Genomic DNA, 22,039 nt, shown 5'->3' on the forward strand with positions numbered 1-22,039 from the left:
TTTCAATAATCGGGATTCAGGCCGATTAAACGATTCCGGCGATTTTTTTGAATTGGACATGTAATTGACGGGATTATTTCGGATCGCGTGATTCACGAAAGGCGATGGCGGCCGGCCAATGCGCGCCGGCCCCCGTGCGGCGGTGCGCACGGTTTTCTGGCACCATCTGACGATCCTGCGCGGTGGCTGCGGCCGTATGCGCGGCCACCCTGGTGGCATGACAACGATGGAGACACCCCGATGCGCGCAGTGCCGCAACCGGAGCGTGCCGGCCGCTCGCGGCCGGACGCCGGCGCAACCGATCCCGGCCGCATGGCCGCGTGGCGGCTCGCGATCTGCCTGTCGCTCGGCAGCGCGATCGCGCTCGGCCTCGCACGCTTTTCGTATGCGCTGCTGCTGCCGCCGATGAAGGCCGATCTCGGCTGGACCTTCGCGCAGGCCGGCGCGCTGAACACGGCGAACGCGGCCGGCTACCTGATCGGCGCGCTCGCATTCCCGCTGTTGTCGCGGCGCTGGCGCGCGGGCACGCTGCTCGCGGCCGGCTGTGTGCTGACCGCCGTGCTGATGGCCGTGGGCGGGTTCACGGCGGACATGCACGCGTTGCTGGCGCAGCGGTTGGCGACGGGTGTCGGCAGCGCGTTGATCTTCATCAGCGGCGGCGTGTTGGCCGCGCGGCTCGCGTCCGCGTCGCCGCGCGATGCGGGGCTGCTGCTCGGTCTTTACTACGGCGGCACCGGATGGGGCATCGTCGCGTCGTCGCTGCTCGTGCCGGCCACGCTCGTGCCGCGCGTGCACGGCTGGCAGCCGGCGTGGCTCGCGCTTGCAGCGGCGTGCGTGCTGTTCTCGGCGGCGGCCGTGTCGGCCGCGCGTCGCATCGAGCGCGTGCATGCGGCGCCGGTCGCACAGGCCGGCGGCGCGAGCCCGGCGGCGACCGCGAGCCCGGCTCGCTTCGCACTCGCGCTGGCCGGCTACGGCCTGTTCGGCGTCGGCTACATCGGCTACATGACGTTCATCGTCGCGCTGCTGCGCGGGGCGGGGATGAGCGGCACGGTGGTCGCCGCGTTCTATGTGATGCTCGGGATCGCGACCGTGGTGTCGGCGCGGCTGTGGTCGGGGCTGCTCGACCGGATGCGCGGCGGTCAGGCGCTCGCCGTGCTCAACGCGCTGCTCGGCGTCGCGACGCTGATGCCCGCGCTGTTCGTGCATCCGGCCGCCGCATTCGCCTCGGGTCTGCTGTTCGGCGCGACGTTCCTGTCGGCGGTCGCGTCGACGACGGCCTTCGTGCGGCACAACCTGCCGCCGAACGGTTGGGCGAAGGGCATCAGCGCATTCACGACGGTCTTCGCGTTCGGGCAGATCGCGGGGCCGGTCGCGATCGGCTGGGTGTCGGACAGTGCGGGGCTCGCGCGCGGGCTCGTGTATTCCGCGCTGACGCTGTTCGCGGGCGCTGCATTCGCGGCCGGGCAGCGCGCGCTGCGCACGTCCGCGTAGTCAAGGGCCCGTCACCGCACACATGCGGTGCGCGACACGCGATGAAACGCGCGGCTGAAGTAGATGAGGCTGTCGCCGTCGTCGCGCACGCGAATCGACGTCGCCTCGATGAACATCACCGAATGCGAGCCGACTTCCTTCATCTCCGCGATCGTGCCCTGCAGGCTCGCGAGCGCATCGCGCAGCACCGGCACGTCCTGTTCGCCGCGATCCCACACGGGCAACTGGAAACGCTGTTCCATCGGCAGGTCGGTGAGTCCCGCGAAGTGTCGCGCGAGCAGCTCGTGCTCGGCCGGCAGCACGTTGATGCACACCTGGCGGTTGCGCTCGAAGGCCGCGTGCATCGCGCTCGACCGGTTCAGGCACACGAGCAGCGTCGGCGGCGCATCGGTGACGGAGCACACGGCGCTCGCGGTGATCCCGCAGCGGCCGTGCGGCCCGGCGGTGGTGATCACGTTGACGGCCGCGCCGAGGTGGGCCATCGCCTGGCGGAAGGCCTTCTGCGCGTCGGTCGGTTCGACGCGCGCCGGTCGCTGGATATCGGTCGTGGAAGACATGGGCGCTCCTGATTGGACGAAAACGGCGAACGCTGCAGCGCGGCGAGCGCAGCGCCGGATCGCCGACGATGACCCAAGCGTACGTCGCGAAAATGCGGCCGACCATTCGCACGATTGACGATCGGGATGGCGTTCCTGCCAACGCGTCTAAAGGTTCTACCTAGATGCGCGTCGCCGCGCGCGAAAAAAACCGGGATTGCGCGTTCGTGCGGCACGTGAAGGGGTGTTCAGCGGGTTTTCGGCTCGTTATGATGTGCCGCACATCCCCAGCGAACGACGCGCGCAACAAGCCGGCAATCGGCTTCACGCGCGGCGCGTGCGATACCGATACCGATATTCAGCGAGACACCCGCGATGACGTCACCCGCACCGATCGTATACATCGTCGACGACGACAGCGGCATGCGGACGTCGCTCGCGTGGCTGCTCGAATCGGTCGGCATCGCGTCCGAGGGATTCGCGAACGCCGCCGACTTTCTCGCACGCTTCGACGTGAACCTGCCCGCCTGCCTCGTGCTCGACGTGCGCATGCCGGAGAAAAGCGGCTTCGACGTGCAGGCCGAACTGAATGCGCGCGGCGCGACGCTGCCGGTGATCTTCGTCAGCGGGCACGGCGACATTCCGATGTCGGTGCGCGCGCTGCAGAACGGCGCGATCGATTTCGTCGAGAAGCCGTACAACTCGCAGCAGATGCTCGAGCGCGTGCAGCGTGCGCTGCGGCTCGCGCAGCAGCGGCACGCGGTGAGCCAGCGCCACCGCGTGCTGCGCCAGCGACTCGATGCGCTGACCGCGCGCGAGAAGGAAGTGCTGCGCGGCGTCGTGGACGGCAAGGGCAGCAAGCAGATCGCGTCGGATCTGTCGATCAGCGTGAAGACCGTCGACGTGCATCGCGCGAGCATCAAGGAGAAGCTCGGCGCGACGTCGATCGCCGCGCTGGTGCGCGACGTGATGGTGGTGTGGGGCGACGACGGGGAGTCGTCGCGATGAGGCTCGGCGCATTCAGCGCATGTACAGCCCGCCGTTGATGTCCCAGCATGCGCCGTTCGCGAAATGCGCGTCGCCCGACGCGAGCAGCACGGCGGCATCCGCGACGAAACCGGCCGACCCGAGCTTGCCGCCCGGCAGGCTCGCGAGCACCTGACGCAGTTTGTCGGGCGCGACGCTTTCGTACACGATCGGCAGATCGAGCGGCCCCGGCGAGATCGCGTTGACGGTGACGCCCCGCGCGGCGAGATCGCGTGCGAATACCTTGGTCAATGTCAGCGTGCCGCCTTTCGCGGCCGCATAGTGCGCGCCCGTCGCCGAGCCACCGTTCTGCCCGGCGAGCGACGCGATATTGACGATGCGGCCCGCGCCGCGCTGCGCGAAGTACTGGCCGAACACCTGGCAGCCGAACAGCACGCTGCGCAGGTTCACGTCGATCACCTGGTCGAACTGCTCGGCCGTGATGTCCATCGCCGGCACGACCTTCGATGCGCCCGCGTTGTTGACGAGCACGTCGATCATGCCCCAGCGCGCGACGAGCGCATCGCGCGCCGCTTCGAAATCGCGTTTCGACGTGACGTCGAGCGGCAACGCGATCGCGCGCTCGCCGCTCGGGTCGAGTTCGCGCGCATGCGCGTGAATGGCGTCGGCGGCGATGTCGGCCAGCGCGACGCGATAGCCGGCCGCATGGAAGCGTTCGGCGATGACGGCGCCAAGCCCGCGCGCGGCGCCGGTGACGAGGACGACTCGGTCTGACATGGTGTGGAGTTCCGTGGTTCGCGGGCGCACGCCGGTGAAAGCGGCGCCCGCATCGTGGTTCATGCGGCCAGTGCCGCTTCGAAGTGTGCCGCGATCGCGCAGACCCGTTCGTCCGCGCCCTTGCGCCCGACGATTTGCAAGCCGGCCTTCAGCGGCGAACCGGCGAGCGGCAGCGGCAGGCTGAGCGCCGGATGGCCGCTGAGGTTGAACGGCCGGATCAGCGACGACATCGCGATGACCGATACGCCGTCGCGCGCCTGCTGCAGCGTGATCGGCAATGCGGGCAGCGTCGGCAGCACCAGCACGTCCGCGTGTTCGAGCGCGGCATCGACCTGCGCGGTGAAGCGTGCGCGCACGGCTTCGGCTTCCGCGAGCGCGGCCGGGGTCGTCGTCGCGGCCGTGCGCAGTCGCGCGTCGAGATCGGCGCCGAGCCGGCCCGTTTCGATCAGATGGCCGAACGCGCGCGAGGTTTCCGCGTTGATCACGGTGAGCCCCGCCGCGAACGCGGCCGGCATTGCATCGAGCATGATCGTGTGCGAACGCAGGCCCGACGCGCGGACGGCCGCGTCGAGCGCGGCGGCGATCGCCGGATCGGCTTCGACGGCGAGTTGCGCGACCGTGCAGCCGGCTGCGCTAGCGGCCGCTTGCGCACGGTCGAAGTCGGGCGCGATCGCGGCCATCGCCGCGACGAGCGTGCGAATCTCGCGGGCGAACGGCCCGACGCAATCGAGCGTCGTGTCGACGGGCGCGACGCCGCGCCGCGACACGCGGCCGAACGTCGGTTTCAGCCCGGCCACGCCGCAGCATGCGGCCGGCCCGCGAATCGAGCCGCCGGTATCGGTGCCGAGCGCCGCGTCGACGGCGCCGAGCCCGACGAGCGACGCGGAGCCGCTCGACGAGCCGCCCGGAATGCGCGCGGCGTCCTGCGGATTGACTGGCGTACCCGTGTAGTCGTTGATGCCGGTCATGCCGAACGCGAGCTCGTGCATGTTCGCCTTGCCGGCGATCTGCCAGCCGGCGTCGAGCAGCAGGCGGACCACGTCCGCGTGTCGGATTGCCGGCGGCGCATCGGCGAGCGCGCGGCTGGCCGCGCGGGTCGGATGGCCCGCGATGTCGATCGTGTCCTTGATCGCGATCGTCGGGCCGGGGCCGCCGAGCGTGAAGGTGTCGATGAAGCCTGTCATGGTCGGTATCGTGCGAAAGCAGCGGGAAACATCAGGACCGTGGCGCGGCGGCGAGCGGCCACGGGCCGTCGAGCACGCGTTCGGTGCGGAAATGGCGGATCAGCCACGCGGAGCCGTTGGCGGCCGGCGCGAAATCGACGGTCAGCCGCGCGGCGATCAGTTCGGCCGAGCCGTCCGCGTAGCGCGACGCCTGCAGCATGATCCAGCGGCCGCGCGCGCTTGCGTGGCCGGCGCCGATCTCGATCGACTCCGACGTCAGGAAGTGCAGGTTCGCCGAGAAATGCGGATCGGGCGGCAGATAGCGGCCGAGCATCGCGACGATCGCGGCGGTGCCTTCGAGGCGGCCGAACTTCCGGGCGTATTGCGGGCCGATGCCTTCCCACACGGCATCGGCCGTGAACAGGTCGGCCAGCGACGGGCCGGCGCCGGCCTCTTCGGGTACGTCGCACAGCGCCATGTAGCGCGTGAGCGTCGCACGCACCGCGCGCTCGGCGTCGAGCGCCGCGACGCGCTGCGCGAGCGCATCGATCGCAGCAGGTGACATATCGGTCATCGCGCGCCTCATGCCGCGGGCTTCGCGGCCGGCGGCACGGTCAGCGCGCGGCCCACGCGTGCCTCGATCTTGCCGTAGCGCCACAGGTTGTATTCGCCGACGGGCGTCGTGCGGTACAGGTTGCACACGGCGACCGTCGTGTCGAAATCGGCGACGTCGGCCATGATGTAGAAGGTCCACGGCGCGCCGTCGGCCTGGCCGACCACGAGGCGGTCGTCGTCCATCACGCCGAGCACGCGCACGCCGGGCATCGCTTCGACGGCCGCGAGCATCGCGCCGTACGCCTGCCACACTTCGCCGATCTGCTCGCGCGGCAGGTCGAAGAAATTCTGCGACACGCCGCAGCAGAACAGGACGCGCAGCGGCAGCGGATTCGAATCGGACATATCGGGTTCTCCAGAGGAATCGGTCTGGCGCATGAACCGGCCGGCGACGGTGCGTCGGATCTGGCTTCATGCGCGTTCGTCAACAGTGTCGGTCGATGCAGGTTACAGATAGCCGGGAAACGGCGTGACGCCGGTAAAAACCGCACCGGCGCCGTCGAAGTTGCCTTCGGCGAGAAACGCGTGCTGCGTGACGACCATCGCATCGCGCAGCAGCCGCTGCAGCGGATGCGTGCGATAGATCGCCGCCGTGCCGCCGAGGCGGTACGCGCGCTCGACGACGCTCGCGCCTTCGCGGGCGATCTGCGTGGCCGCGAGCCGCAGCAGGCTGACCTGGTCGGGCGTCACCGGATTGCCCGCGAGGATCGATTGCCAGACCGAGTCGGTCGCATCGTAGAAGAACGCGCGCGCCGAGCGCAGTTGCGCCTCGGCCTTCGCGAGCTCGATACGGAAATACGCGCGATCGGCGAGACGCGGCGCGCCGGTCGTCGTCTGGCGGCCGCCGGACATGCGGTTCACGACGTCGAGCGCCGCGCGTGCGAGGCCGAGATTGACGACGGCCAGCACCTGCGCCGCATACGCGACGGTCGGGTAGCGGTACAGCGGCTCGTCGACGGTGGGCTCGCCGCCGCGCACGAAGGTCCACGCCTCGGGCACGAAGCGGTCGTTCACGCGCAGGTCGTGGCTGCCGGTGCCCTGCATGCCGACCACGCTCCAGTTCTCGACGATCTCGACGTCGGCGGCGCGGAACACCGCCGTGCGCGGCTTGTTCGGTGCGGCGTCCTGCGCGCCCGGCACGGCGATGCCGACGCCGAGCCAGTCGGCGCCCTTGCAGCCGCTCGCGAATTTCCACGTGCCGTTCACGCGCCAGCCGCCGGGCGCGGCCAGCGCGGGCTGCACCGGGAACAGGCCGCCCGCGAACACCTGATCGGGGCCGCTCGCGTACAGCTCGGCCTGGGTCTCGAGCGGCAGCGCGGCGAGGTAGACGTTCGCGGAGCCGAAGCTCGCGACCCACGCGGCCGAGCCGTCGGCGGTCGCGATCCGTTCGATCATGTCGAGGAACGCGCTCGGTGCGAGCGCGTCGCCGCCGAAGCGGCGCGGCGTGCCCGCGCGATAGATGCCGGCCTGCTTGAACAGGACGACGACGTCGCGCGGCACGTGCGACAGCCGGTCGAATTCCTCGCGGCGCGCGGCGACGGTTTCGATCACCGCGTCGAGCGGCGACAACTGCCCGGCCGCGGGACTTGCCGCGGGCGGCGAGGTCGGCGCGGATTCGATGGCGAGGGCGGCTTGCGGCATGAAAGTCTCCTGGGGATGGGGCGATGTCGGTGTCGGTTGCGGGGGCAAGACGATGCAAAGACGATGCAACCAGTCTAGAAACGCCGAAAACACGCAGCAATTGGTGCGTTGGGCCGCGCGACTGGTGACGCTCCGTGCCGGCCTAAAGAAATCTTCAGATGCGAGCGGCGCGCGCCGGTGCTATGTTGGGTTTCCGGCCGTGCGATGCCGCGCGCCTTTTTCCGAATCCGATCATGAGTTTTCCCGACGAAGACGATTTCCACCGGCTGCTCGACGCGCTGACCACTTGCGTGCTGCTGCACGACGCGCGCACCAGGGCGATCGTGTGGGCGAATCGCGCCGCGTGCATCGCGCTCGGCTTTTCCGTCGAGGAACTGCTGCCGCTGAAGGCGCCGGACATGACGCGCCCCGAGCCGAAGTACCGCCGCGAGATCGCGGTCAGTGCTTGGGATCGTGCGCTCGTGGATGGGCCGCAGGTGTACGAATGGTGCTATCGATCGCGTACGGGCGTCGACATGCTGTCCGAGGCCACCGCGACCTACGTGCCGCTGCGCGGGCGCGACGTCGTGATGGTGCAGTTCCGCGACATCAGCGCGGAAGAGGCGGTTCGCCAGCAGTTGCGTCGCTACGAGGCGCGGCTGCGCGAGTTCATGCAGGATCTCGACGAAGGCATCGCGGTCGTGACGCCGCACGGCGGCGTGCAGTTCATCAGCGAGTCGGGCCGCCGCCTGCTCGGGCTCGCGCCCGACGATCCGCCCGGCGAGGTGCTCGACTATTGCTGCGCGGCCGATCGCGACCGGCTCGTCGCGCAGTTGCGCGATGCACCGTCGGCGCATCCGTCCGCGCCGCAGCGCTACCGGATCGTGCGGCGCGACGGCTCGGCATGCTGGCTGCGCATCCTGTGCCGGCAGGTCGAGATCGAGGACGATCTCGACGGGCTGCTCGTGCAGTTCCGCGACGTGAGCGACGAAGTCGCGATCGAGGACGCGCGGCGCGCCGAGGCGCGGATGCTCGAATACGCGGGCCGCTACAACGCGATGGGCGAGATGGCGACCGTGATCGCGCACGAACTGAGCCAGCCGCTCGCGGCCGTGCGCAATTTCATCGAAGGCGCGGTGCGGCGGCTGAACGGCAACGGCGCCGTCGACGACGCGATCTGGGGGCTGCGCAGCGCGGACCGGCAGGCCGAACATGCGGCACTGATCATCAAGAGCGTGCGCGAATTCATCGTGAAGCGCGAGCCGGCCGTGGCGCGGGCCGACCTGCGCGACATCCTCGCGGACGTCGCGTACTTCATCGAGCTGCGCGCGAAGGAGGCCGGCGTGACGGTCGCGATCGTGCAGGCCGACGCGCCGCTGCCGATCCGCTGCGAGCGCGTGCTGATCGGGCAGGTGATCCTGAATCTCGCGTTCAATGCGATCGAGGCGTTCGCCAGCTGCGAGCGCGTGTCGCGCACGCTGACGCTCGGCACCGCGAACGTGGCCGGCCATGCGGAGTTGCGGGCGATCGACAATGGCCCGGGCATCGAAGCCGGTGCGCACGAGCGGCTGTTCGACGGCTTCTCGTCGTCGAAGGTGGGCGGCAACGGGATCGGGTTGTCGCTGTGCAAGAGCATCGTCACGCGCCACGGCGGGCGAATTGCCGCGAGCCCGGCCGCGGGCGGCGGGCTCGACTGCCGCGTGACGCTGCCGCTCGCCGACGCACCGGCCTAGCGGCTGCGTCGCATCACGGTGGGCCAGCGACGCGCGGCGCATGGTCAGCGCCCCAGCGCCCGCGCGGTCCGGCCGCCGATGCCGAAGTCCGTGTTCGGGATGTCCTTGATGATCACGCGCGTCGCGTGCAGCGGCGCGTCGAGCACGTTCGCGCCGGCGTCGGACAGCGCGGCGATCAGCGCGCGTTTCTGTTCGTCGGTACGCCCCGCGATCAGGATCGCGACGATCACCGGCAGCGATGGCGGCGCGCCGTCCGCGGCGCTGCGGCCGCCGAGGCCGATATGTGCCGCGGGCAATTCGGTGAGCAGCACACGCACCGATTCGACTGGTGCGCCGATCGCGTCGACGGTCGCACCGGTCAGCCTGGCGATCAGCTCGGCCTTGCGCGCGTCGTCATGGCCGGCCGGCAGGAAAACTTCGAGTGTGGGCATGGTGGTCCGGAAAGGTGAAGGTGACCGGTTCACCTTTGCACGTGCAGCGGTGAACCGGTCACGGCTTACAGCAGGAAGCCGATCGCGCTGAGCGCCTCGGTCGAGTCGATCAGGCGCACGACTTTCTCGGCAATCCGCATCTCGCCGTCGGCATCGACGTGCAGCTTGTGCGTGACGTCGGCCGCGAACAGCGTCGCGACGCCGCGCTTGTATGCGACGACGACCTGCGCCGATTTCAGCTCGACGGTGTCGGCGCCGCTGCTTTCCAGCGTGAAGCGCGACACGGTGCGCACCGTGCGCGCCGCGTCGACGGCCGACGCCGAATAGCCGGACACCATCCGCTGCACGCGCTTCTCGCGCATGTCCCGGTCGTCGAACACGTAGTTCAGCGTCGCCGCGAAATCGGTCGTGTCGGGATCGATCGGCACCACGTAGTGCCCGGCCGGATCCCACAGGTCGAGCCACGCGCGGTAGTCGCGGCGGTCGAGCATCTCGGCTTCGCGCCACACGAATTCGACCGCGCGGGCGAAGGTCTGCTCGGAAAAGAGAGCGTTGCGGTCGTCCATCATTGCTGCTCCATCATGTTGTGCCATTGCCGGTAGGCCTCGCGCATGCCGGTTTCGTCGGTCGCGTGCGCGGTCTTTTCGCCGTTCGCGGCGGTCGTCTCGCGGTTCAGCCCGCGATTCACGAGGATCGGCACGTCGCGGCCTGCGTGCGCGCCGCGCTGCACGCGTTCCCAGGCTTCCGCGTCGTCAGGGCTGCCGAAGCCGAACGGGCCCTGGAAGTGTTCATGGATGCGAAGCCGCTCGCGGTTCGCTTCGTCCGGGCCGCCGTCCATTGCGAGCGCGACGTGGCGGATCTCGGTTTCGTTCGCGGAGATCGGCCGCAGCACGCGGAAGAACGCCATCGACAGCGCTAGGTTCGGGAACAGGTTCAGATTGAAGCCGACGCCCATCAGCGAGCGCACGATGCGGCGCACTTCGTCCGGCGAATGGCGCTCGGCGAGCTTCGCGGCGAGCGGTGCAAAGCGCTCGGGCAGCGGCGCGCCGTCGTCCTCGTCGAGATCGATCAGCTCGGGCATCAGCACCGCGAGGCTGTGGCCGTTGCCGAGCGCGCGGCAGAACGCGTCCTCGCTCGTCATGAAGCTCGTGATCGCGGCGGCCGTCTCGTCGTCGATCGACTTCATCCACGACTTGTGCACGACCGGGAAGTGGTAGAGGTCGGTGGTGTTCTCGAGCTGGATCTTCCAGTTGCCCTTGAACCTGAACTTGTGCTCGCCGTTCGCCTTGATCGGGTAGCCGGCGCCTTGTTTCATGAACAGGTCGATCCACGGCTTCGCGCCGCCGAGGAAATCCTCGAGCGGCTCGATCGCATCGTCGAAGCTCGCGAAGATCAGCCCCTGGTACACGCCGACGCGCAGCTTCACGAGCGGCAGATCGCCTTTCTCGCACACGCCTTCGTAGCCGTCGCCGTACGGCAGCGCGCGCAGCGTGCCGTCGAGCGCGTACGACCAGCTGTGATACGGGCACGTGAAGCCCTTCGCGTTGCCCTTGTGCGCTTCGCACACGGTCGCGCCGCGATGGCGGCAGCGGTTCTGCAGCACGTTGATCTCGCCGGTCTTGTCGCGCACGACGATCACCGGCTGGCGGCCGATCGTCGTCGTGATGAAGTCGCCCGGGTTCGGCAGTTCGCTCTCGTGCGCGACCCAGATCCAGGTGCGGTAGAAGATGCGGTCGAGCTCGGCTTCGAACAGCGCGGGATCGTGATACATCGCGGGCGCGATGCGGTCGGGCTGCGCGAGACCATGCAACGCGCGGGTGTCGATCGTCTGGTAGGGAATGTCGCTCATCGTCGTCGTGGGGAAAGAGTCGCGAAAACGGGCCGCGCCGTGCGCAGCGTCCGGGAACCAGTCTCGTCTCCTGCTATATATCCGTCAAATTGATCTAAAATTGATCATCGAATAAATACGGCAAATGAAGGAGGGTGCGATGACGTCGGTCGATCATCTCGATCTGAACCTGTTGCGCGTGTTCCAGGCGATCGTCGAGGAACGCAGCCTGACGAAAGCCGGCGAGCGGCTCGCGCTGTCGCAGCCGGCGGTCAGCTATTCGCTCGGCCGGCTGCGCACGCTGTTCGACGATCCGCTGTTCGTGCGGACGCGTTCGGGCATGCAGCCGACGCCAGTCGCGCTCGAACTCGCGGGCATCGTCGGCAAGGCGCTCGACATGGTGCGCGTCGCGCTGCGCTACGCGGAGCGCTTCGATCCGGCCACCAGCACGCGCACGTTCCGGCTGTCGCTGTCGGATGCGGGCGAGATGGCGTACCTGCCGGCGATCTGCCAGGCGCTGCGCGACCGTGCGCCGCGCGTGACGCTGAGCGTGCAGCCGCTGCCGGTGGAGGAGATCGAGGAAGCGCTGCGCGCGAGCCGGCTCGATTTCGCGATCGGCAACCTGCCGGAGCTGATGCCGCGCACGCGTCATCAAGTGCTGTTCGAGGAAACCTACGTGTGCATGACCGGGCGCCGGCGAGGGCTGCCGACGGCCGCCGCGCTGAATCTCGAACAATTCGTGCGCGCCGCGCACGTCAACGTGAAGTCGGTCGAGCACAGCCACCACGCGCTCGACGACGCGTTGCGCGCGCAGGGCGTGGGCCGCAACATCGCGCTCGAGGTGCCGCACTTCGTCGCGCTGCCGAGCGTACTGTCGGTCACCGATCTCTATGCGACGCTGCCGAAGCGGCTCGCGCAGATCCTGAACCGCGACAACGCATTCCGTCTGTACGACCTGCCGGTCACGCTGCCGCCCGCGCCGGTGACGATGCACTGGCACGAGCACTTCCACGAGGACGAGGGCAACGCGTGGATGCGCGCGCTGCTCGCCGAGATCGTCGAGCGTTTCGACGACGCGTGACGTGGCCGGCGCGCGCCGGATGCGTCGTTCAGAGATCGAGCACCAGCACGGCGGAGCGCGCGCGCGACACGCAGCAGCAGATCACCGCATTGCTCGCGCGCTCGGCCTTGCTCAGGCAGTGGTCGCGGTGATCGGGCTCGCCGTCGACGACGGGCACCATGCAGGTGCCGCACACGCCTTCGCCGCATGACGTATCGACTTCGATGCCGATGCGCGCAAGCGCGTCGACGATCGATGTGTCCGGCGTGACGCGTACCGAATGCCCGCTGCGCTGAAGGCGTACTTCGAAACCGTCGGCCGGGCCGGTGCCCGCGTCGACGTCTCCATTCGCATCGGCGGTTGCGGGTTCCGCCGCGAAGCGTTCGAGATGGATCGCCTCGTCGGAAACGCGCTTGGCGGCCGCGGCGACGACCGCGTCCATGAACGGCCCCGGGCCGCACGTATAGACATGTGCGTGCGCATCGATCGATGCGACGCAGCCGCCGAGTTCGGCCGCGAGCGCGTCGGGCTCGACGCCGTAATGGAACGTCACGTGCGAGGCGAACGGTTCGGCCGACAGTTCGTCGACGAAGGCGGCGTGGTCGCGGCTGCGCGCGAAGTAATGTAACCGGTAGCGCGCACCGCGCCGGTTCAGCGCATACGCCATCGACAGCAGCGGCGTGATGCCGATGCCGGCCGCGACGAGCACGTGCTCGCTCGCGTCATCCGTCAGACGAAACAGGTTGCGCGGCGTGCCGATCGACAATTCGGCGCCGACGCTCACGTCGTCGTGCAGCGAACGCGAGCCGCCGCGCGACCGCGCTTCCTTCTTCACCGCGAAGAGATAGCTGCCGCGTTCGTCGGGGTTGCCGCACAGCGAGTATTGTCGCGTGATGCCGGACGGCGCGGTGACGTCGATATGGGCGCCCGGTTCGTACGCGTCGAACGGCTGGCCGTCGACGCGCGAGACCCGGAAACAGCGGATGTCCTGCGCCGCGTCGATCAGCGCGTCGATCCGGACCTGGTGGCGGTTCGCTTGCATGGGAAATTCCGAGGGGTCGAGGAAAGCGGCGCGGCAGAGCCCCGCGCCGTCATGCGATCGAGAATAGGGATGGGCATCGCATAAATCAAATCGATTAAAAAGCGATGCCGGAATCAGTGAGATGGATAATTCCGGGGCGCTCTATCGCGCTCGGCGTCTCAGCGCACGGCGACCGCGGCGCTAGCGTCGGCCGCCTGCGGCGCCGCGGCCGACGCGTGACCGCGTTCGCGATCGAGGCTGCGGCGATAGTGGCGGCAGCCGGCGGCGAGCAGCAGCGCGGCCAGCGTGGCCGCCGCGACGTTGACGATCGACATCGAATGGCCGACCGCGGCCGGCGCACCGAACACGCGATCGGTGAACAGCGCGACGACGGTCGTGCCGATTCCGAGCGCGATCAGATTCGACACGAGCAGGAACAGCGCGGAGATCTGCGCGCGCATCTGGTTCGGCGCGAGCGTCTGCATCGCGGCGGTCGACGTCGGCATCGGGAACGACGCGAAGAACATCGCGACGACCAGCATCGCGAGCGACGCCGGCAGGCTGTCGAGCTGCGTGAAAAGCGTCGCGGGGATCACCATGCAGGCGGCGCCGATCGCACCGGCACGCATCGGCGCATCGCCGCGGCCGCGCCGCAGCAGCCAGTCGTTGAGCCAGCCGCCGCAGAACACGCCGGCCGTGTTGGCGACCAGCAGCACGATGCCGAGCGTGTAGCCGGCTTCGACGGCCGTCATCCCGAAGCGGCGGATATAGAACGCGGGTGTCCAGCTCAGCAGGCAGTACAACGCCATCGCGTAGAACGAGAAGCCGAGGTAGTGGCACGAGAAGGTCGCCCGGTGGGTGCCGACGAAGCGCAACGAATCGCGCATCGACACGCGCCGCACCGCGCCCGAGCGATCCTGCGCGAGCCCTTTGCGCTGGGGGTCGCGCACGGTCGCGGCGAACAGCAGCGCAACGACGATCCCCGGCAGCCCGACGATCAGGAACGTGACCTGCCACGCGTGCACCTGCCCGACGACCGGCAGCGTGAATGCGCTCGCATGCTTGAGCAGCGCGATCACGTAACCGCCGATCAGGAACGCGATGCCGCCGCCGATGAACGAGCCGAGCGAATACACGGCGACCGCGCGCCCGAGCTTCTCCTTCGGGAAGTAGTCGGCGAGCATCGAATACGCGCCGGGCGACAGCGCGGCCTCGCCGACGCCGACGCCCATTCGCGCGACGAACATCTGAACGAAATGCTGGCTGAGTCCGCACGCGGCGGTTGCGACGCTCCACAGTGCGATGCCGAGCGAGATGATGCGCGGGCGCGCATAGCGGTCGGCGAGATACGCGACGGGCAGCCCCATCACCGCATAGAACAGCGAAAACGCGAAGCCGTTGAGCAGACTGAACTGCGTATCGGACAGGTGCAGGTCGCGCTTGATCGGTTCGATCATCAGCACGAGGACCTGGCGGTCGACGAACGAAAAGACGTACGCGAGCATGCAGATGACGACGACATACCATTCGTACGTATAGCGCTTGCCGTCGGCAGCGCGGGCCGTGGATGCGGACATGCGGGTTCTCCAGGAGCGGGCGGTGGAAAAGCGCGGCATCGGCCCGGCGGGCCGGGCGCCGTCGCGGCGCGAAAGCGTGCGGGTGACACGATCGGAGACGCAGCGTAGTCGGCCAAATTCGGTCGCCATAGCCGGAGTGACAGCCGCGCCACACGGACATTTACCGACCCGGATAAAGAAAACACCGAGGCCGTGTGCGCGGGCCGCCGCGCAGCGCGCGTGCGGCGGGGAGCCTGCGCTTCATGCGGCGCATCTATAAGCGTTATAGAGCGCATTGCGTCGACGTCCGAAATTGTCGTTCCTAGACTCGGCCCGTTTTTTATCGGCAGCGTTGGCCGCTCGCGGCGAACGCGCTTCACACCGCGCGGCGCGTGGCCGACCGGCGCCGCCACTTCTACGGGACGACGAACATGAACCAACCGAACGGGCGGGCCGACCGGCTTGCCGTACCGCTTGCCGCGCTGCTCGCGTGCATGACGCTGCCTGCCGTCGCGCAATCGAGCGTGACGCTTTACGGCCGCATCGACACCGCGATCGAATACGCGAACGCCGGGCCGAACCACGTGACCCGCATGGGCAGCGGCAACCTGTGGGCGTCGCAGTGGGGGCTGAAGGGGGTCGAGGATCTCGGCGGCGGCTATGCGACGATCTTCAAGCTCGAGGACGGTTTCAACGCGGCGAGCGGCGCACTGTCGAACAGCAGCGCGCTGTTCGGCCGCGAAGCGTGGGTCGGCGTCACGGGGCCGTTCGGCGGCGTGCAGTTCGGCGAGCTCTACACGATCCTGCATACGACGCTCGTCACGTACAGCCTGCCCGGGCTCGGCGCGGGGCTCGCCTGGGGCAATGCGACCAACAACTTCGTCGGGCCCGCGTTCCTGCGCGTGCGCAATTCGATGCGCTACACGTCGCCGCGCTACGCGGGCTTCATGCTGCGCGCGATGGCCGCGCGCGGCACGAACGGCGCGGCCGGGCAGCCGGCGACGTTGGGCGACACGTACGGCGCGGGGCTCAACTACGTGCACGGCGGCCTGTCGGTCGACGTCGACTACATGCAGCAGAAGTTCAGCCCGGTCGCGGCGTCCGCGCTCGGCAACACGAGCCCGGCCGCGAACGGCAACTACACGCTCGGCGCGATTTCGTACGACTTCAACGTCGTGAAGGTAGCCGCGCTGTACATGCGCCATCGCGGCGGCCCCGACGTGGCGACCTCGATCGACAGCCAGAGCGCCTATCCGCACAGCGACATCATGGAACTCAGCGCGACGGTGCCGATCGGGCGCGCGTCGCTGTTGCTGAGCGTCGGCCATTACCGGAAGGTGGCCGACAGCGACGGCAACGCCGATTCGTACGGCATCCGCTTCGACTATCCGCTGTCGAAGCGCACGGTGCTGTACACGGGCGCCGCGATGGTGCGCAACGGCGCGCATGCACGCTTCGTCGTCAACGGCGCGGCGGGCGGCGGCGTCGCGGTGGCGAAGCCCGGCGCGACCTCGAGCTCGATCGTCGCGGGTATCCTCACGTCGTTCTGACCGTTTCGGCGGGCCCGCTTGCGCCGCTACGCGCAGGCGGGCGGCTGCGGCGCGAGCCATGCGTCGAACGGCGCCTGCTCGCCGATATTGAACAGTTCGAGCAGCAGCGCACGCAGCCAGCGATGGCCGGGATCCGCGTCGAAGCGGCGATGCCAGTACGCGTTGACGGCCCATTCGGCGGCGCCGGCGATCTCGTACAGCACGCACGGCTGGCGTGCGGCGAACGTGATCGCGATCGTCTCCGGCAGGATCAGCGCGTAATCGCCGTCCTGCAGCAACGCCGGCACCACCATGAAATCGGGCAGCGCCGCGCGCACGCGCGGCATCAGTTCGTGCCGCTCGAGCAACTGCATCGATTGCGGATGCGACGAGACCGCGACGAAGCGCAGCGCGTCGGGCGCCGCGCCGTCGAGTATGAAATCGTCGGGCAACCCGGCGCGCTGCGCGGTGCGCCGCGGCATCAGCAGCACGCAGCGCTCGTGCAGCAGCGCGGTGCGCTGGAAGTGGCTCGACGCATCGGCGAAATGCCCGAGCGCGAAGTCGATGCGCCCCGATTCGAGCGCGACGTTGAGCTGGCATTCGTCGACGTGCAGCGTCTCGATCACCGCGCCCGGCGCGCGCCGGTCGAACGCGGCGAGCAGCGTCGGCAGGAATGCGCTCGCCGCGAAATCGCTCATGTGCAGGCGGAACACGCGCTGCGTGCTGTCGGGCGTGAAGCGCGAGCCTTCGTCGAGCACGTCCTGCAGGATCGCGAGCGCCTTGTCGACCGAGATCGCGAGCCGTTGCGCGCGCGGGGTCGGCTCGACGCCGGTACCGGTGCGCACGAACAGCGCGTCGCGGAACATCAGCCGTAGCCGGCCGAGCGCGTAGCTGACGGACGGCTGCGTGACGCCGAGCCGCAACGCCGCGCGGCCGACGTGCCGCTCTTCATACACCGCGCGAAACGTCTTCAACAGGTTGAGATCGAGATCCTGCACGCGCAGGCCATCGGATGCGTCCGCGTCGTGCGGCGCAGGGTCGGAGCGGGCCGGTGGCCGGCTGGTGGCGGAATGCGTCATCGAGCTTGCCTCGCGGTGATCGAAGGCGCATGGCCGTAACGCTGCGCATACGCCTTCGCGAAATGGCCGAAGCCATGGATGCCGTGCGCGATCAGCACGTCGGTCACGCTGCGGGCGTCGCCGCGTTGCAGCGCCGCGTGCACGGCGGCGAGCCGGCGCTCGCGGACGTATGCGGCCGGCGTGGTGTGCAGGAACGCGCGGAATGCATGCTGCAGCGTGCGCGGCGCGACCCCGGCGACGGCCGCCAGCGCGGCGAGCGCGAGCGATTCGCCGAGGTGCGCATCGACGTGAGCGCAGGCGCGCCGCACGTAGGCGGGCAGCGGCGGCGTGCCGCGCAGCAGCGCGTCGCTGTACGTGTGCGGCAGATGCGTGAGCAGCAGCGACATCAGCCACGCGGTGAGGTCGGCGCCGAACGCCGGCGAGGCCGTGCCGATGCCCGGCTGCGCGCCGAGCCGGCACAGGTACTCGAAGGTCGGCGCCACGAGCGCCGCGCCCGCGCCCGCGCCGGCGCGGCCGGATGCGAGGTCGAATTGCAGCGGCCGCGTGAGCGTTGCCTGCAGCATGTCCTGCAACTTGCGTTCGAGCGCGCCGCGTTCGAGCCGCAGCACGAGGTTGCGGCAATCGGGGCTCGTGCGCAGGAGGCTCGCGAGCGCGGGCGACGACACGGTCAGCTCGCCGGGGCCGGCGCGCGTGACGACGCTGCCGGCCTGCAACTCGCACGCACCGGCGAGCGTCAGCCGGAACAGGAAGTGATCGGCGTCGTCGCCGAAATCGATGCGCGTTTCGCGGCCATAGCAGAGTTCGAGCAGCGCGCCGTGATGCAGCGGCACCTCGTACAGCTCCGCATGAAACGGATCGCGGCCGGACGCGGCCATCCGGTGCGGCCCGAGCCGGTGCGCGACCGCGCGTTCGACTTCGTCGGGCGCCTGTAGCGTGCCGAGCCGGTTCGGCGCATGGCGGGAAAGGGCATTGTGCATTCGTGGGCCTCGTGGCGGATGCGGGGGCGCGACGGCATGCGCAGCCTTGCGAATGCGTTGCGCGAACGGGCGCGTCGTTGCGCGTTTCGAAGCGACGCGGCGCGGGCGGCCGCGTAGTCTCGGACAGACTCGATCACCAGGAGAAGACGATGAAGGTATGTGTTCTGGGCGGCGGCCACGGCTGCCATGCGGCGGCCATCGACCTGCTCGAAAAAGGCCACGACGTGACGTGGTGGCGGCGCGATCGCGAGCCGCATGCGCGGCTGCGCGCGCTCGGCGTGCTGAACGTCACCGACTATCGCGGCGAGCGGGCGGTGCCGCTCGGCGACGGGCCGGGCGCGATCCGCCCGACCGACGATCTCGCCGCCGCGCTGCGTGGCGCACGGCTCGTCGTGGTGCCGCTGCCGGCCACGTCGCACGACGCGCTCGCCGCGCAGGTCGCGCCGCTGCTGGAGGACGGCCAGGTCGTCTTTCTGCCGCCCGGCACGTTCGGCAGCGTCGTGTTCGCCCGCGCGGCGGCCGACGCCGGCAACCGTTCGCGCGTCGCGTTCGCCGAAACGGGCACGCTGCCGTACCTGGTGCGCAAGCATGGCGACAACGAGGTCGTGATCAGCGCGTACGCGACGCGCCTGCCGACCGGCGTGTTTCCCGCGAACGCGGCCGGCTGGGCGTTCGACGTGCTGCGGGCCGGCTATCCGTCGGTCGAGCCGGTGGAGGATGCATTGTCCGGCGCGCTGATGAACGCGGGCCCGGTGATTCACCCGCCGCTGATCCTGATGAACGCTGGGCCGCTCGAACACTTCGACGCGTGGGACATCCACAACGAAGGCACGCAGTCGTCGATCCGCCGCGTGACGAACGCGCTCGACGCCGAGCGCATCGCGGTGCGCGAAGCGCTCGGCTACCGCGCGCCGCATTTCCCGCTCGCCGATCATTACGCGGCCGAGGGCGACGAGTGGATGTACGGGCGCGGCGCGCACGGCAAGCTGACCGATAGCGGCGACTGGCGCGAGAAGATCGATCTGCGCACGCATCGCTACATGCTCGAGGACACCCGGCTCGGGCTGTCGTTCGTCGTGTCGTGCGGGCGCTGGGCCGGCGTGCCGACGCCCGTCGCGCAGGGGCTGCTGAGCATCGCGAGCGCGGTCGCGGTGCGCGACCTGTATGCGGAAGGCCGCACGCTGGAGCGGCTGGGGCTCGCGGCGCTGTCGAAGGACGCGCTGCGCGCGCTGCTCGACGCGGGGTACGCGGCATGAAGGCGGCCGCCGATGTGACGCGCGTCCACGTGCTCGGCGCGGGACGCATGGGGCAGGGCATCGCGCTCGTATTCGCGTTCGCGGGCCTCGACGTGACGCTGATCGACTTCAAGCCGCGCGACGCGGCCGGCTCGCGCGCATTCGACGAACGCACGCGCGACGAGATCGCCCGGCCCCTGCATGCACAGGTCGCGCTGGGCCGCATCGATGCCGCGCAGGCCGACGCCGTCGTCGCGCGCATCGCGCTCGTGGCGCGGCACGGCGCCGCGGACGCGGTGCGCGACGCCGATATCGTGTTCGAAGCGCTGCCCGAAGTGCTCGAAGCAAAGGCCGACGCGCTGCGCTGGCTCGGCGAACACGTCGATGCGCACACAACGATCGCGTCGACCACGTCGACGTTCGTCGTCACCGAACTGCAGCGCCATGTCGCACACCCGGCGCGAATGCTGAACGCGCACTGGCTGAATCCCGCGCTGCTGATGCCGCTCGTCGAGGTCAGCCGCAGCGATGCGAACGATCAGGCCGTCGTCGACGCGCTCGCGGCGCTGCTCGAACGCGTGGGCAAGAAGCCGGTGATCTGCGGGCCGGCGCCCGGCTATATCGTGCCGCGCATCCAGGCGCTCGCGATGAACGAGGCTGCGCGGATGGTCGAGGAAGGCGTGGCGAGCGCCGCGGACATCGACACGGCGATCCGCACCGGCTTCGGCCCGCGCTTCGCGGTGCTCGGGCTGCTCGAATTCATCGACTGGGGCGGCTGCGACATCCTGTACTACGCGTCGACGTACCTGGCCGGCAAGATCGGCCCGCGCTTCGCACCGGCCGCGAGCGTCGTGCGCAACATGGAAGCCGGCCGCGACGGCGTCCGCACGGGCGCCGGCTTCCACGACTATGCGGCGGTCGACGTGCCAGCGTACATGCGGCAGCGGCTCGGCGAATTCGCGCGGCTGCTCGATCATCTCGGGCTGGCGCCGGTGTTCGAGAGCGCCCGGCGCGACGCCGGGCGCTGAGCGTCGCGCGGTCATGCCGGGTCGTCGCGCGAAGCGTGGGCGGGCGTGGTGCGCGTCTCGCGCATCACGCACAGCGTCGCGACGGTCACGAGGCCGAGCGCGACGAGGAACAGCGACACCGGCCACGACGCGTGGTAGCGCGCGAGCAGCGCGGTCGCGATCAACGGCGACATCCCGCCCGCGAAGATCGACGCGACTTCGTGGCCGAGCGCGACGCCCGAGTAACGCACCTCGGTGCTGAACAACTCGCCGACGAGCGCGGGCAGCGTACCGATCATCGCGCCGTGGCTCACCGCCGTGCCGACCGTCAGCGCGAGCCACACGAGCGGTGTCGCGCGCGTATCGAGCAGCCAGAAGAACGGAAACGCGCACGCGACGAGGCTCAGCGCGCCGATCAGGTACACGGGCTTGCGGCCGATCCGGTCGGACAGCCGGCCCCATGCGAGCATCGCGCCCATCTCGACGATCATCGCGATCATCACGCCGGTCAGCATCGTGCCGTTCGGGATGCCGATGTATTTGCCATAGACGAGCGAGAACGCGAGGAAGATGTACGCACCGCCGTTCTCGGCCACACGCAGCCCCATCGCGAGCAGGATTTCCTTCGGATGGCGGCGAATGCACTCGACGATCGGCAGATGCGTGTGCGCGCCGCGCTTGCCGGCCTGCTCGAAGTCGCGGCTTTCCGGCAGATGGCGGCGGATATAAATGCCGATCGCGAAGATCGCGATGCTCGCGAGGAACGGCAGCCGCCAGCCCCACGCGCGGAACATGTCGTCCGGCAGCGCCTGCGCGGCGAGAAACGCGGCCGACGACAGCACGAAGCCGCCGCCCACGCCGAGCTGGCTCCACGCCGCGTAATAGCCGCGCTGTTCGGGCGGCGCGTTCTCGCTGATCATCAGCACGCCGCCGCCCCATTCGCCGCCGGACGCGATGCCCTGCAGCAGGCGCAGCACGACGAGCGCGGCCGGCGCCCACAGGCCGGCTTGCGCGTAGGTCGGCAGCAGGCCGATCGCGAAGGTCGACGCGCCCATGATCAGCAGCGTCCACACGAGCGACGCCTTGCGCCCGTAGCGGTCGCCGACGTGGCCGAACACGATCCCGCCGAGCGGCCGCGCGACGAAGCCGAGCGCGAATGCCGCGAACGCGGCGAGACTGCCGGCGAGCGGCGATGCGCCGGGCGGAAAGAACACGTGGCCGAACACCAGCGCCGCGGCCGTACCGTACACGAAGAAGTCGTACCACTCCATCGCGTTGCCGGCGACGGAGGCGATGACGATACGGCGCAGTTGCCGGTCGGCGAGCGGCCGGGCGGCGCTCGGGGATTGCACGGTGTCGGTCGGGTACATGGCGGGCTCTGATGGGGAAGGCGG

The 22,039-nt window shown here is 69.6% G+C and carries 21 protein-coding genes; 7 read left to right on the forward strand and 14 right to left on the reverse strand.

The window, feature by feature from the left end; genetic code table 11:
* Nucleotides 1–240: 240 nt before the first annotated feature.
* Nucleotides 241–1,491: a YbfB/YjiJ family MFS transporter gene (locus C4B30_RS22220; protein ID WP_105132996.1), complete on the forward strand. Its 1,251-nt coding sequence runs from the start codon at nucleotides 241–243 to the stop codon at nucleotides 1,489–1,491.
* 11 nt (nucleotides 1,492–1,502) lie between these two features.
* Here C4B30_RS22220 and hpaC read toward each other — a convergent pair whose 3' ends face one another.
* A complete protein-coding gene (gene hpaC / locus C4B30_RS22225) occupies nucleotides 1,503–2,048 on the reverse strand; it encodes a 4-hydroxyphenylacetate 3-monooxygenase, reductase component (protein ID WP_105132997.1) in 546 nt (181 codons plus the stop codon).
* 354 nt (nucleotides 2,049–2,402) lie between these two features.
* On the opposite strand from hpaC, the gene C4B30_RS22230 reads away from it, so the two are divergent.
* On the forward strand, nucleotides 2,403–3,035 hold the full coding sequence (locus tag C4B30_RS22230; RefSeq protein ID WP_105132998.1) for a response regulator transcription factor: 633 nt from the start codon (nucleotides 2,403–2,405) through the stop codon (nucleotides 3,033–3,035).
* A 12-nt stretch (nucleotides 3,036–3,047) separates the two neighbouring features.
* On the opposite strand, the gene C4B30_RS22235 is transcribed toward C4B30_RS22230, so the two are convergent.
* From C4B30_RS22235 to C4B30_RS22255, 5 genes are all read right to left on the reverse strand, one after another.
* Complete coding sequence (locus C4B30_RS22235) at nucleotides 3,048–3,791, reverse strand: SDR family NAD(P)-dependent oxidoreductase (protein ID WP_105133053.1); 744 nt, start codon at nucleotides 3,789–3,791, stop codon at nucleotides 3,048–3,050.
* Nucleotides 3,792–3,850: 59 nt separating this feature from the next.
* Complete coding sequence (locus tag C4B30_RS22240) at nucleotides 3,851–4,975, reverse strand: amidase (RefSeq protein WP_105132999.1); 1,125 nt, start codon at nucleotides 4,973–4,975, stop codon at nucleotides 3,851–3,853.
* Nucleotides 4,976–5,006: 31 nt separating this feature from the next.
* On the reverse strand, nucleotides 5,007–5,528 hold the full coding sequence (locus tag C4B30_RS22245; protein ID WP_105133054.1) for a nuclear transport factor 2 family protein: 522 nt from the start codon (nucleotides 5,526–5,528) through the stop codon (nucleotides 5,007–5,009).
* 8 nt (nucleotides 5,529–5,536) lie between these two features.
* The gene (locus C4B30_RS22250) at nucleotides 5,537–5,914 is read right to left on the reverse strand and encodes a hypothetical protein (protein WP_006490490.1); all 378 of its coding nucleotides are present in this window, start codon (nucleotides 5,912–5,914) and stop codon (nucleotides 5,537–5,539) included.
* Nucleotides 5,915–6,016: 102 nt separating this feature from the next.
* The gene (locus tag C4B30_RS22255) at nucleotides 6,017–7,210 is read right to left on the reverse strand and encodes an acyl-CoA dehydrogenase family protein (protein WP_105133000.1); all 1,194 of its coding nucleotides are present in this window, start codon (nucleotides 7,208–7,210) and stop codon (nucleotides 6,017–6,019) included.
* Between the two features lie 158 nt (nucleotides 7,211–7,368).
* On the opposite strand from C4B30_RS22255, the gene C4B30_RS22260 reads away from it, so the two are divergent.
* Nucleotides 7,369–8,922, forward strand: coding sequence for a sensor histidine kinase (locus C4B30_RS22260; protein WP_105133001.1), 1,554 nt, complete (start codon nucleotides 7,369–7,371; stop codon nucleotides 8,920–8,922).
* 44 nt (nucleotides 8,923–8,966) lie between these two features.
* On the opposite strand, the gene C4B30_RS22265 is transcribed toward C4B30_RS22260, so the two are convergent.
* The 3 genes from C4B30_RS22265 to C4B30_RS22275 form a co-directional block, all read right to left on the reverse strand.
* Entirely contained in the window at nucleotides 8,967–9,353 is a 387-nt protein-coding gene (locus tag C4B30_RS22265) for a tautomerase family protein (protein WP_105133002.1), read from the reverse strand.
* A gap of 65 nt (nucleotides 9,354–9,418) precedes the next feature.
* Nucleotides 9,419–9,922 carry an aromatic-ring-hydroxylating dioxygenase subunit beta gene (locus C4B30_RS22270; protein WP_105133003.1) on the reverse strand — a complete coding sequence of 168 codons (504 nt, stop codon included), beginning with the start codon at nucleotides 9,920–9,922 and terminating at the stop codon, nucleotides 9,419–9,421.
* On the reverse strand, nucleotides 9,919–11,202 hold the full coding sequence (locus tag C4B30_RS22275) for an aromatic ring-hydroxylating oxygenase subunit alpha (RefSeq protein ID WP_105133004.1): 1,284 nt from the start codon (nucleotides 11,200–11,202) through the stop codon (nucleotides 9,919–9,921). The genes C4B30_RS22270 and C4B30_RS22275 overlap by 4 nt, the downstream gene beginning before the upstream one ends.
* A gap of 139 nt (nucleotides 11,203–11,341) precedes the next feature.
* On the opposite strand from C4B30_RS22275, the gene C4B30_RS22280 reads away from it, so the two are divergent.
* Nucleotides 11,342–12,262 (forward strand): LysR family transcriptional regulator, encoded by a 921-nt coding sequence (locus C4B30_RS22280; RefSeq protein ID WP_089502298.1) that lies wholly within the window; start codon nucleotides 11,342–11,344, stop codon nucleotides 12,260–12,262.
* Between the two features lie 28 nt (nucleotides 12,263–12,290).
* On the opposite strand, the gene C4B30_RS22285 is transcribed toward C4B30_RS22280, so the two are convergent.
* Both C4B30_RS22285 and C4B30_RS22290 read right to left on the reverse strand, forming a co-directional pair.
* Nucleotides 12,291–13,283, reverse strand: a complete 993-nt coding sequence (locus C4B30_RS22285) for a PDR/VanB family oxidoreductase (protein ID WP_105133005.1) — start codon at nucleotides 13,281–13,283, stop codon at nucleotides 12,291–12,293.
* 158 nt (nucleotides 13,284–13,441) lie between these two features.
* Entirely contained in the window at nucleotides 13,442–14,839 is a 1,398-nt protein-coding gene (locus C4B30_RS22290; RefSeq protein WP_105133006.1) for a spinster family MFS transporter, read from the reverse strand.
* Between the two features lie 410 nt (nucleotides 14,840–15,249).
* On the opposite strand from C4B30_RS22290, the gene C4B30_RS22295 reads away from it, so the two are divergent.
* A complete protein-coding gene (locus tag C4B30_RS22295) occupies nucleotides 15,250–16,368 on the forward strand; it encodes a porin (protein WP_105133055.1) in 1,119 nt (372 codons plus the stop codon).
* Between the two features lie 26 nt (nucleotides 16,369–16,394).
* On the opposite strand, the gene C4B30_RS22300 is transcribed toward C4B30_RS22295, so the two are convergent.
* Entirely contained in the window at nucleotides 16,395–17,426 is a 1,032-nt protein-coding gene (locus C4B30_RS22300) for a LysR family transcriptional regulator (RefSeq protein ID WP_105133007.1), read from the reverse strand.
* Nucleotides 17,423–18,403, reverse strand: coding sequence for an AraC family transcriptional regulator (locus C4B30_RS22305; protein ID WP_105133008.1), 981 nt, complete (start codon nucleotides 18,401–18,403; stop codon nucleotides 17,423–17,425). Before C4B30_RS22305 ends, C4B30_RS22300 begins: the two co-directional genes overlap by 4 nt.
* Before the next feature lie 149 nt (nucleotides 18,404–18,552).
* On the opposite strand from C4B30_RS22305, the gene C4B30_RS22310 reads away from it, so the two are divergent.
* A complete protein-coding gene (locus C4B30_RS22310) occupies nucleotides 18,553–19,659 on the forward strand; it encodes an NAD/NADP-dependent octopine/nopaline dehydrogenase family protein (protein WP_105133009.1) in 1,107 nt (368 codons plus the stop codon).
* Nucleotides 19,656–20,666, forward strand: coding sequence for a 3-hydroxybutyryl-CoA dehydrogenase (locus C4B30_RS22315; protein WP_105133010.1), 1,011 nt, complete (start codon nucleotides 19,656–19,658; stop codon nucleotides 20,664–20,666). Before C4B30_RS22310 ends, C4B30_RS22315 begins: the two co-directional genes overlap by 4 nt.
* An 11-nt stretch (nucleotides 20,667–20,677) precedes the next feature.
* On the opposite strand, the gene C4B30_RS22320 is transcribed toward C4B30_RS22315, so the two are convergent.
* On the reverse strand, nucleotides 20,678–22,015 hold the full coding sequence (locus C4B30_RS22320; protein WP_105133011.1) for an MFS transporter: 1,338 nt from the start codon (nucleotides 22,013–22,015) through the stop codon (nucleotides 20,678–20,680).
* Nucleotides 22,016–22,039 lie beyond the last annotated feature (24 nt).

Source organism: Burkholderia sp. BE12, from assembly GCF_002959955.1.
Lineage (GTDB): Bacteria > Pseudomonadota > Gammaproteobacteria > Burkholderiales > Burkholderiaceae > Burkholderia.

Excerpts from the sequence above, each read along its gene's own strand:
- C4B30_RS22220 (WP_105132996.1), top strand. The coding sequence starts at position 241 with ATGCGCGCAGTGCCGCAACCGGAGCGTGCCGGCCGCTCGCGGCCGGAC.
- hpaC (WP_105132997.1), bottom strand. The coding sequence starts at position 2,048 with ATGTCTTCCACGACCGATATCCAGCGACCGGCGCGCGTCGAACCGACC.
- C4B30_RS22230 (WP_105132998.1), top strand. The coding sequence starts at position 2,403 with ATGACGTCACCCGCACCGATCGTATACATCGTCGACGACGACAGCGGC.
- C4B30_RS22235 (WP_105133053.1), bottom strand. The coding sequence starts at position 3,791 with ATGTCAGACCGAGTCGTCCTCGTCACCGGCGCCGCGCGCGGGCTTGGC.
- C4B30_RS22240 (WP_105132999.1), bottom strand. The coding sequence starts at position 4,975 with ATGACAGGCTTCATCGACACCTTCACGCTCGGCGGCCCCGGCCCGACG.
- C4B30_RS22245 (WP_105133054.1), bottom strand. The coding sequence starts at position 5,528 with ATGACCGATATGTCACCTGCTGCGATCGATGCGCTCGCGCAGCGCGTC.
- C4B30_RS22250 (WP_006490490.1), bottom strand. The coding sequence starts at position 5,914 with ATGTCCGATTCGAATCCGCTGCCGCTGCGCGTCCTGTTCTGCTGCGGC.
- C4B30_RS22255 (WP_105133000.1), bottom strand. The coding sequence starts at position 7,210 with ATGCCGCAAGCCGCCCTCGCCATCGAATCCGCGCCGACCTCGCCGCCC.
- C4B30_RS22260 (WP_105133001.1), top strand. The coding sequence starts at position 7,369 with ATGCGAGCGGCGCGCGCCGGTGCTATGTTGGGTTTCCGGCCGTGCGAT.
- C4B30_RS22265 (WP_105133002.1), bottom strand. The coding sequence starts at position 9,353 with ATGCCCACACTCGAAGTTTTCCTGCCGGCCGGCCATGACGACGCGCGC.
- C4B30_RS22270 (WP_105133003.1), bottom strand. The coding sequence starts at position 9,922 with ATGATGGACGACCGCAACGCTCTCTTTTCCGAGCAGACCTTCGCCCGC.
- C4B30_RS22275 (WP_105133004.1), bottom strand. The coding sequence starts at position 11,202 with ATGAGCGACATTCCCTACCAGACGATCGACACCCGCGCGTTGCATGGT.
- C4B30_RS22280 (WP_089502298.1), top strand. The coding sequence starts at position 11,342 with ATGACGTCGGTCGATCATCTCGATCTGAACCTGTTGCGCGTGTTCCAG.
- C4B30_RS22285 (WP_105133005.1), bottom strand. The coding sequence starts at position 13,283 with ATGCAAGCGAACCGCCACCAGGTCCGGATCGACGCGCTGATCGACGCG.
- C4B30_RS22290 (WP_105133006.1), bottom strand. The coding sequence starts at position 14,839 with ATGTCCGCATCCACGGCCCGCGCTGCCGACGGCAAGCGCTATACGTAC.
- C4B30_RS22295 (WP_105133055.1), top strand. The coding sequence starts at position 15,250 with ATGAACCAACCGAACGGGCGGGCCGACCGGCTTGCCGTACCGCTTGCC.
- C4B30_RS22300 (WP_105133007.1), bottom strand. The coding sequence starts at position 17,426 with ATGACGCATTCCGCCACCAGCCGGCCACCGGCCCGCTCCGACCCTGCG.
- C4B30_RS22305 (WP_105133008.1), bottom strand. The coding sequence starts at position 18,403 with ATGCACAATGCCCTTTCCCGCCATGCGCCGAACCGGCTCGGCACGCTA.
- C4B30_RS22310 (WP_105133009.1), top strand. The coding sequence starts at position 18,553 with ATGAAGGTATGTGTTCTGGGCGGCGGCCACGGCTGCCATGCGGCGGCC.
- C4B30_RS22315 (WP_105133010.1), top strand. The coding sequence starts at position 19,656 with ATGAAGGCGGCCGCCGATGTGACGCGCGTCCACGTGCTCGGCGCGGGA.
- C4B30_RS22320 (WP_105133011.1), bottom strand. The coding sequence starts at position 22,015 with ATGTACCCGACCGACACCGTGCAATCCCCGAGCGCCGCCCGGCCGCTC.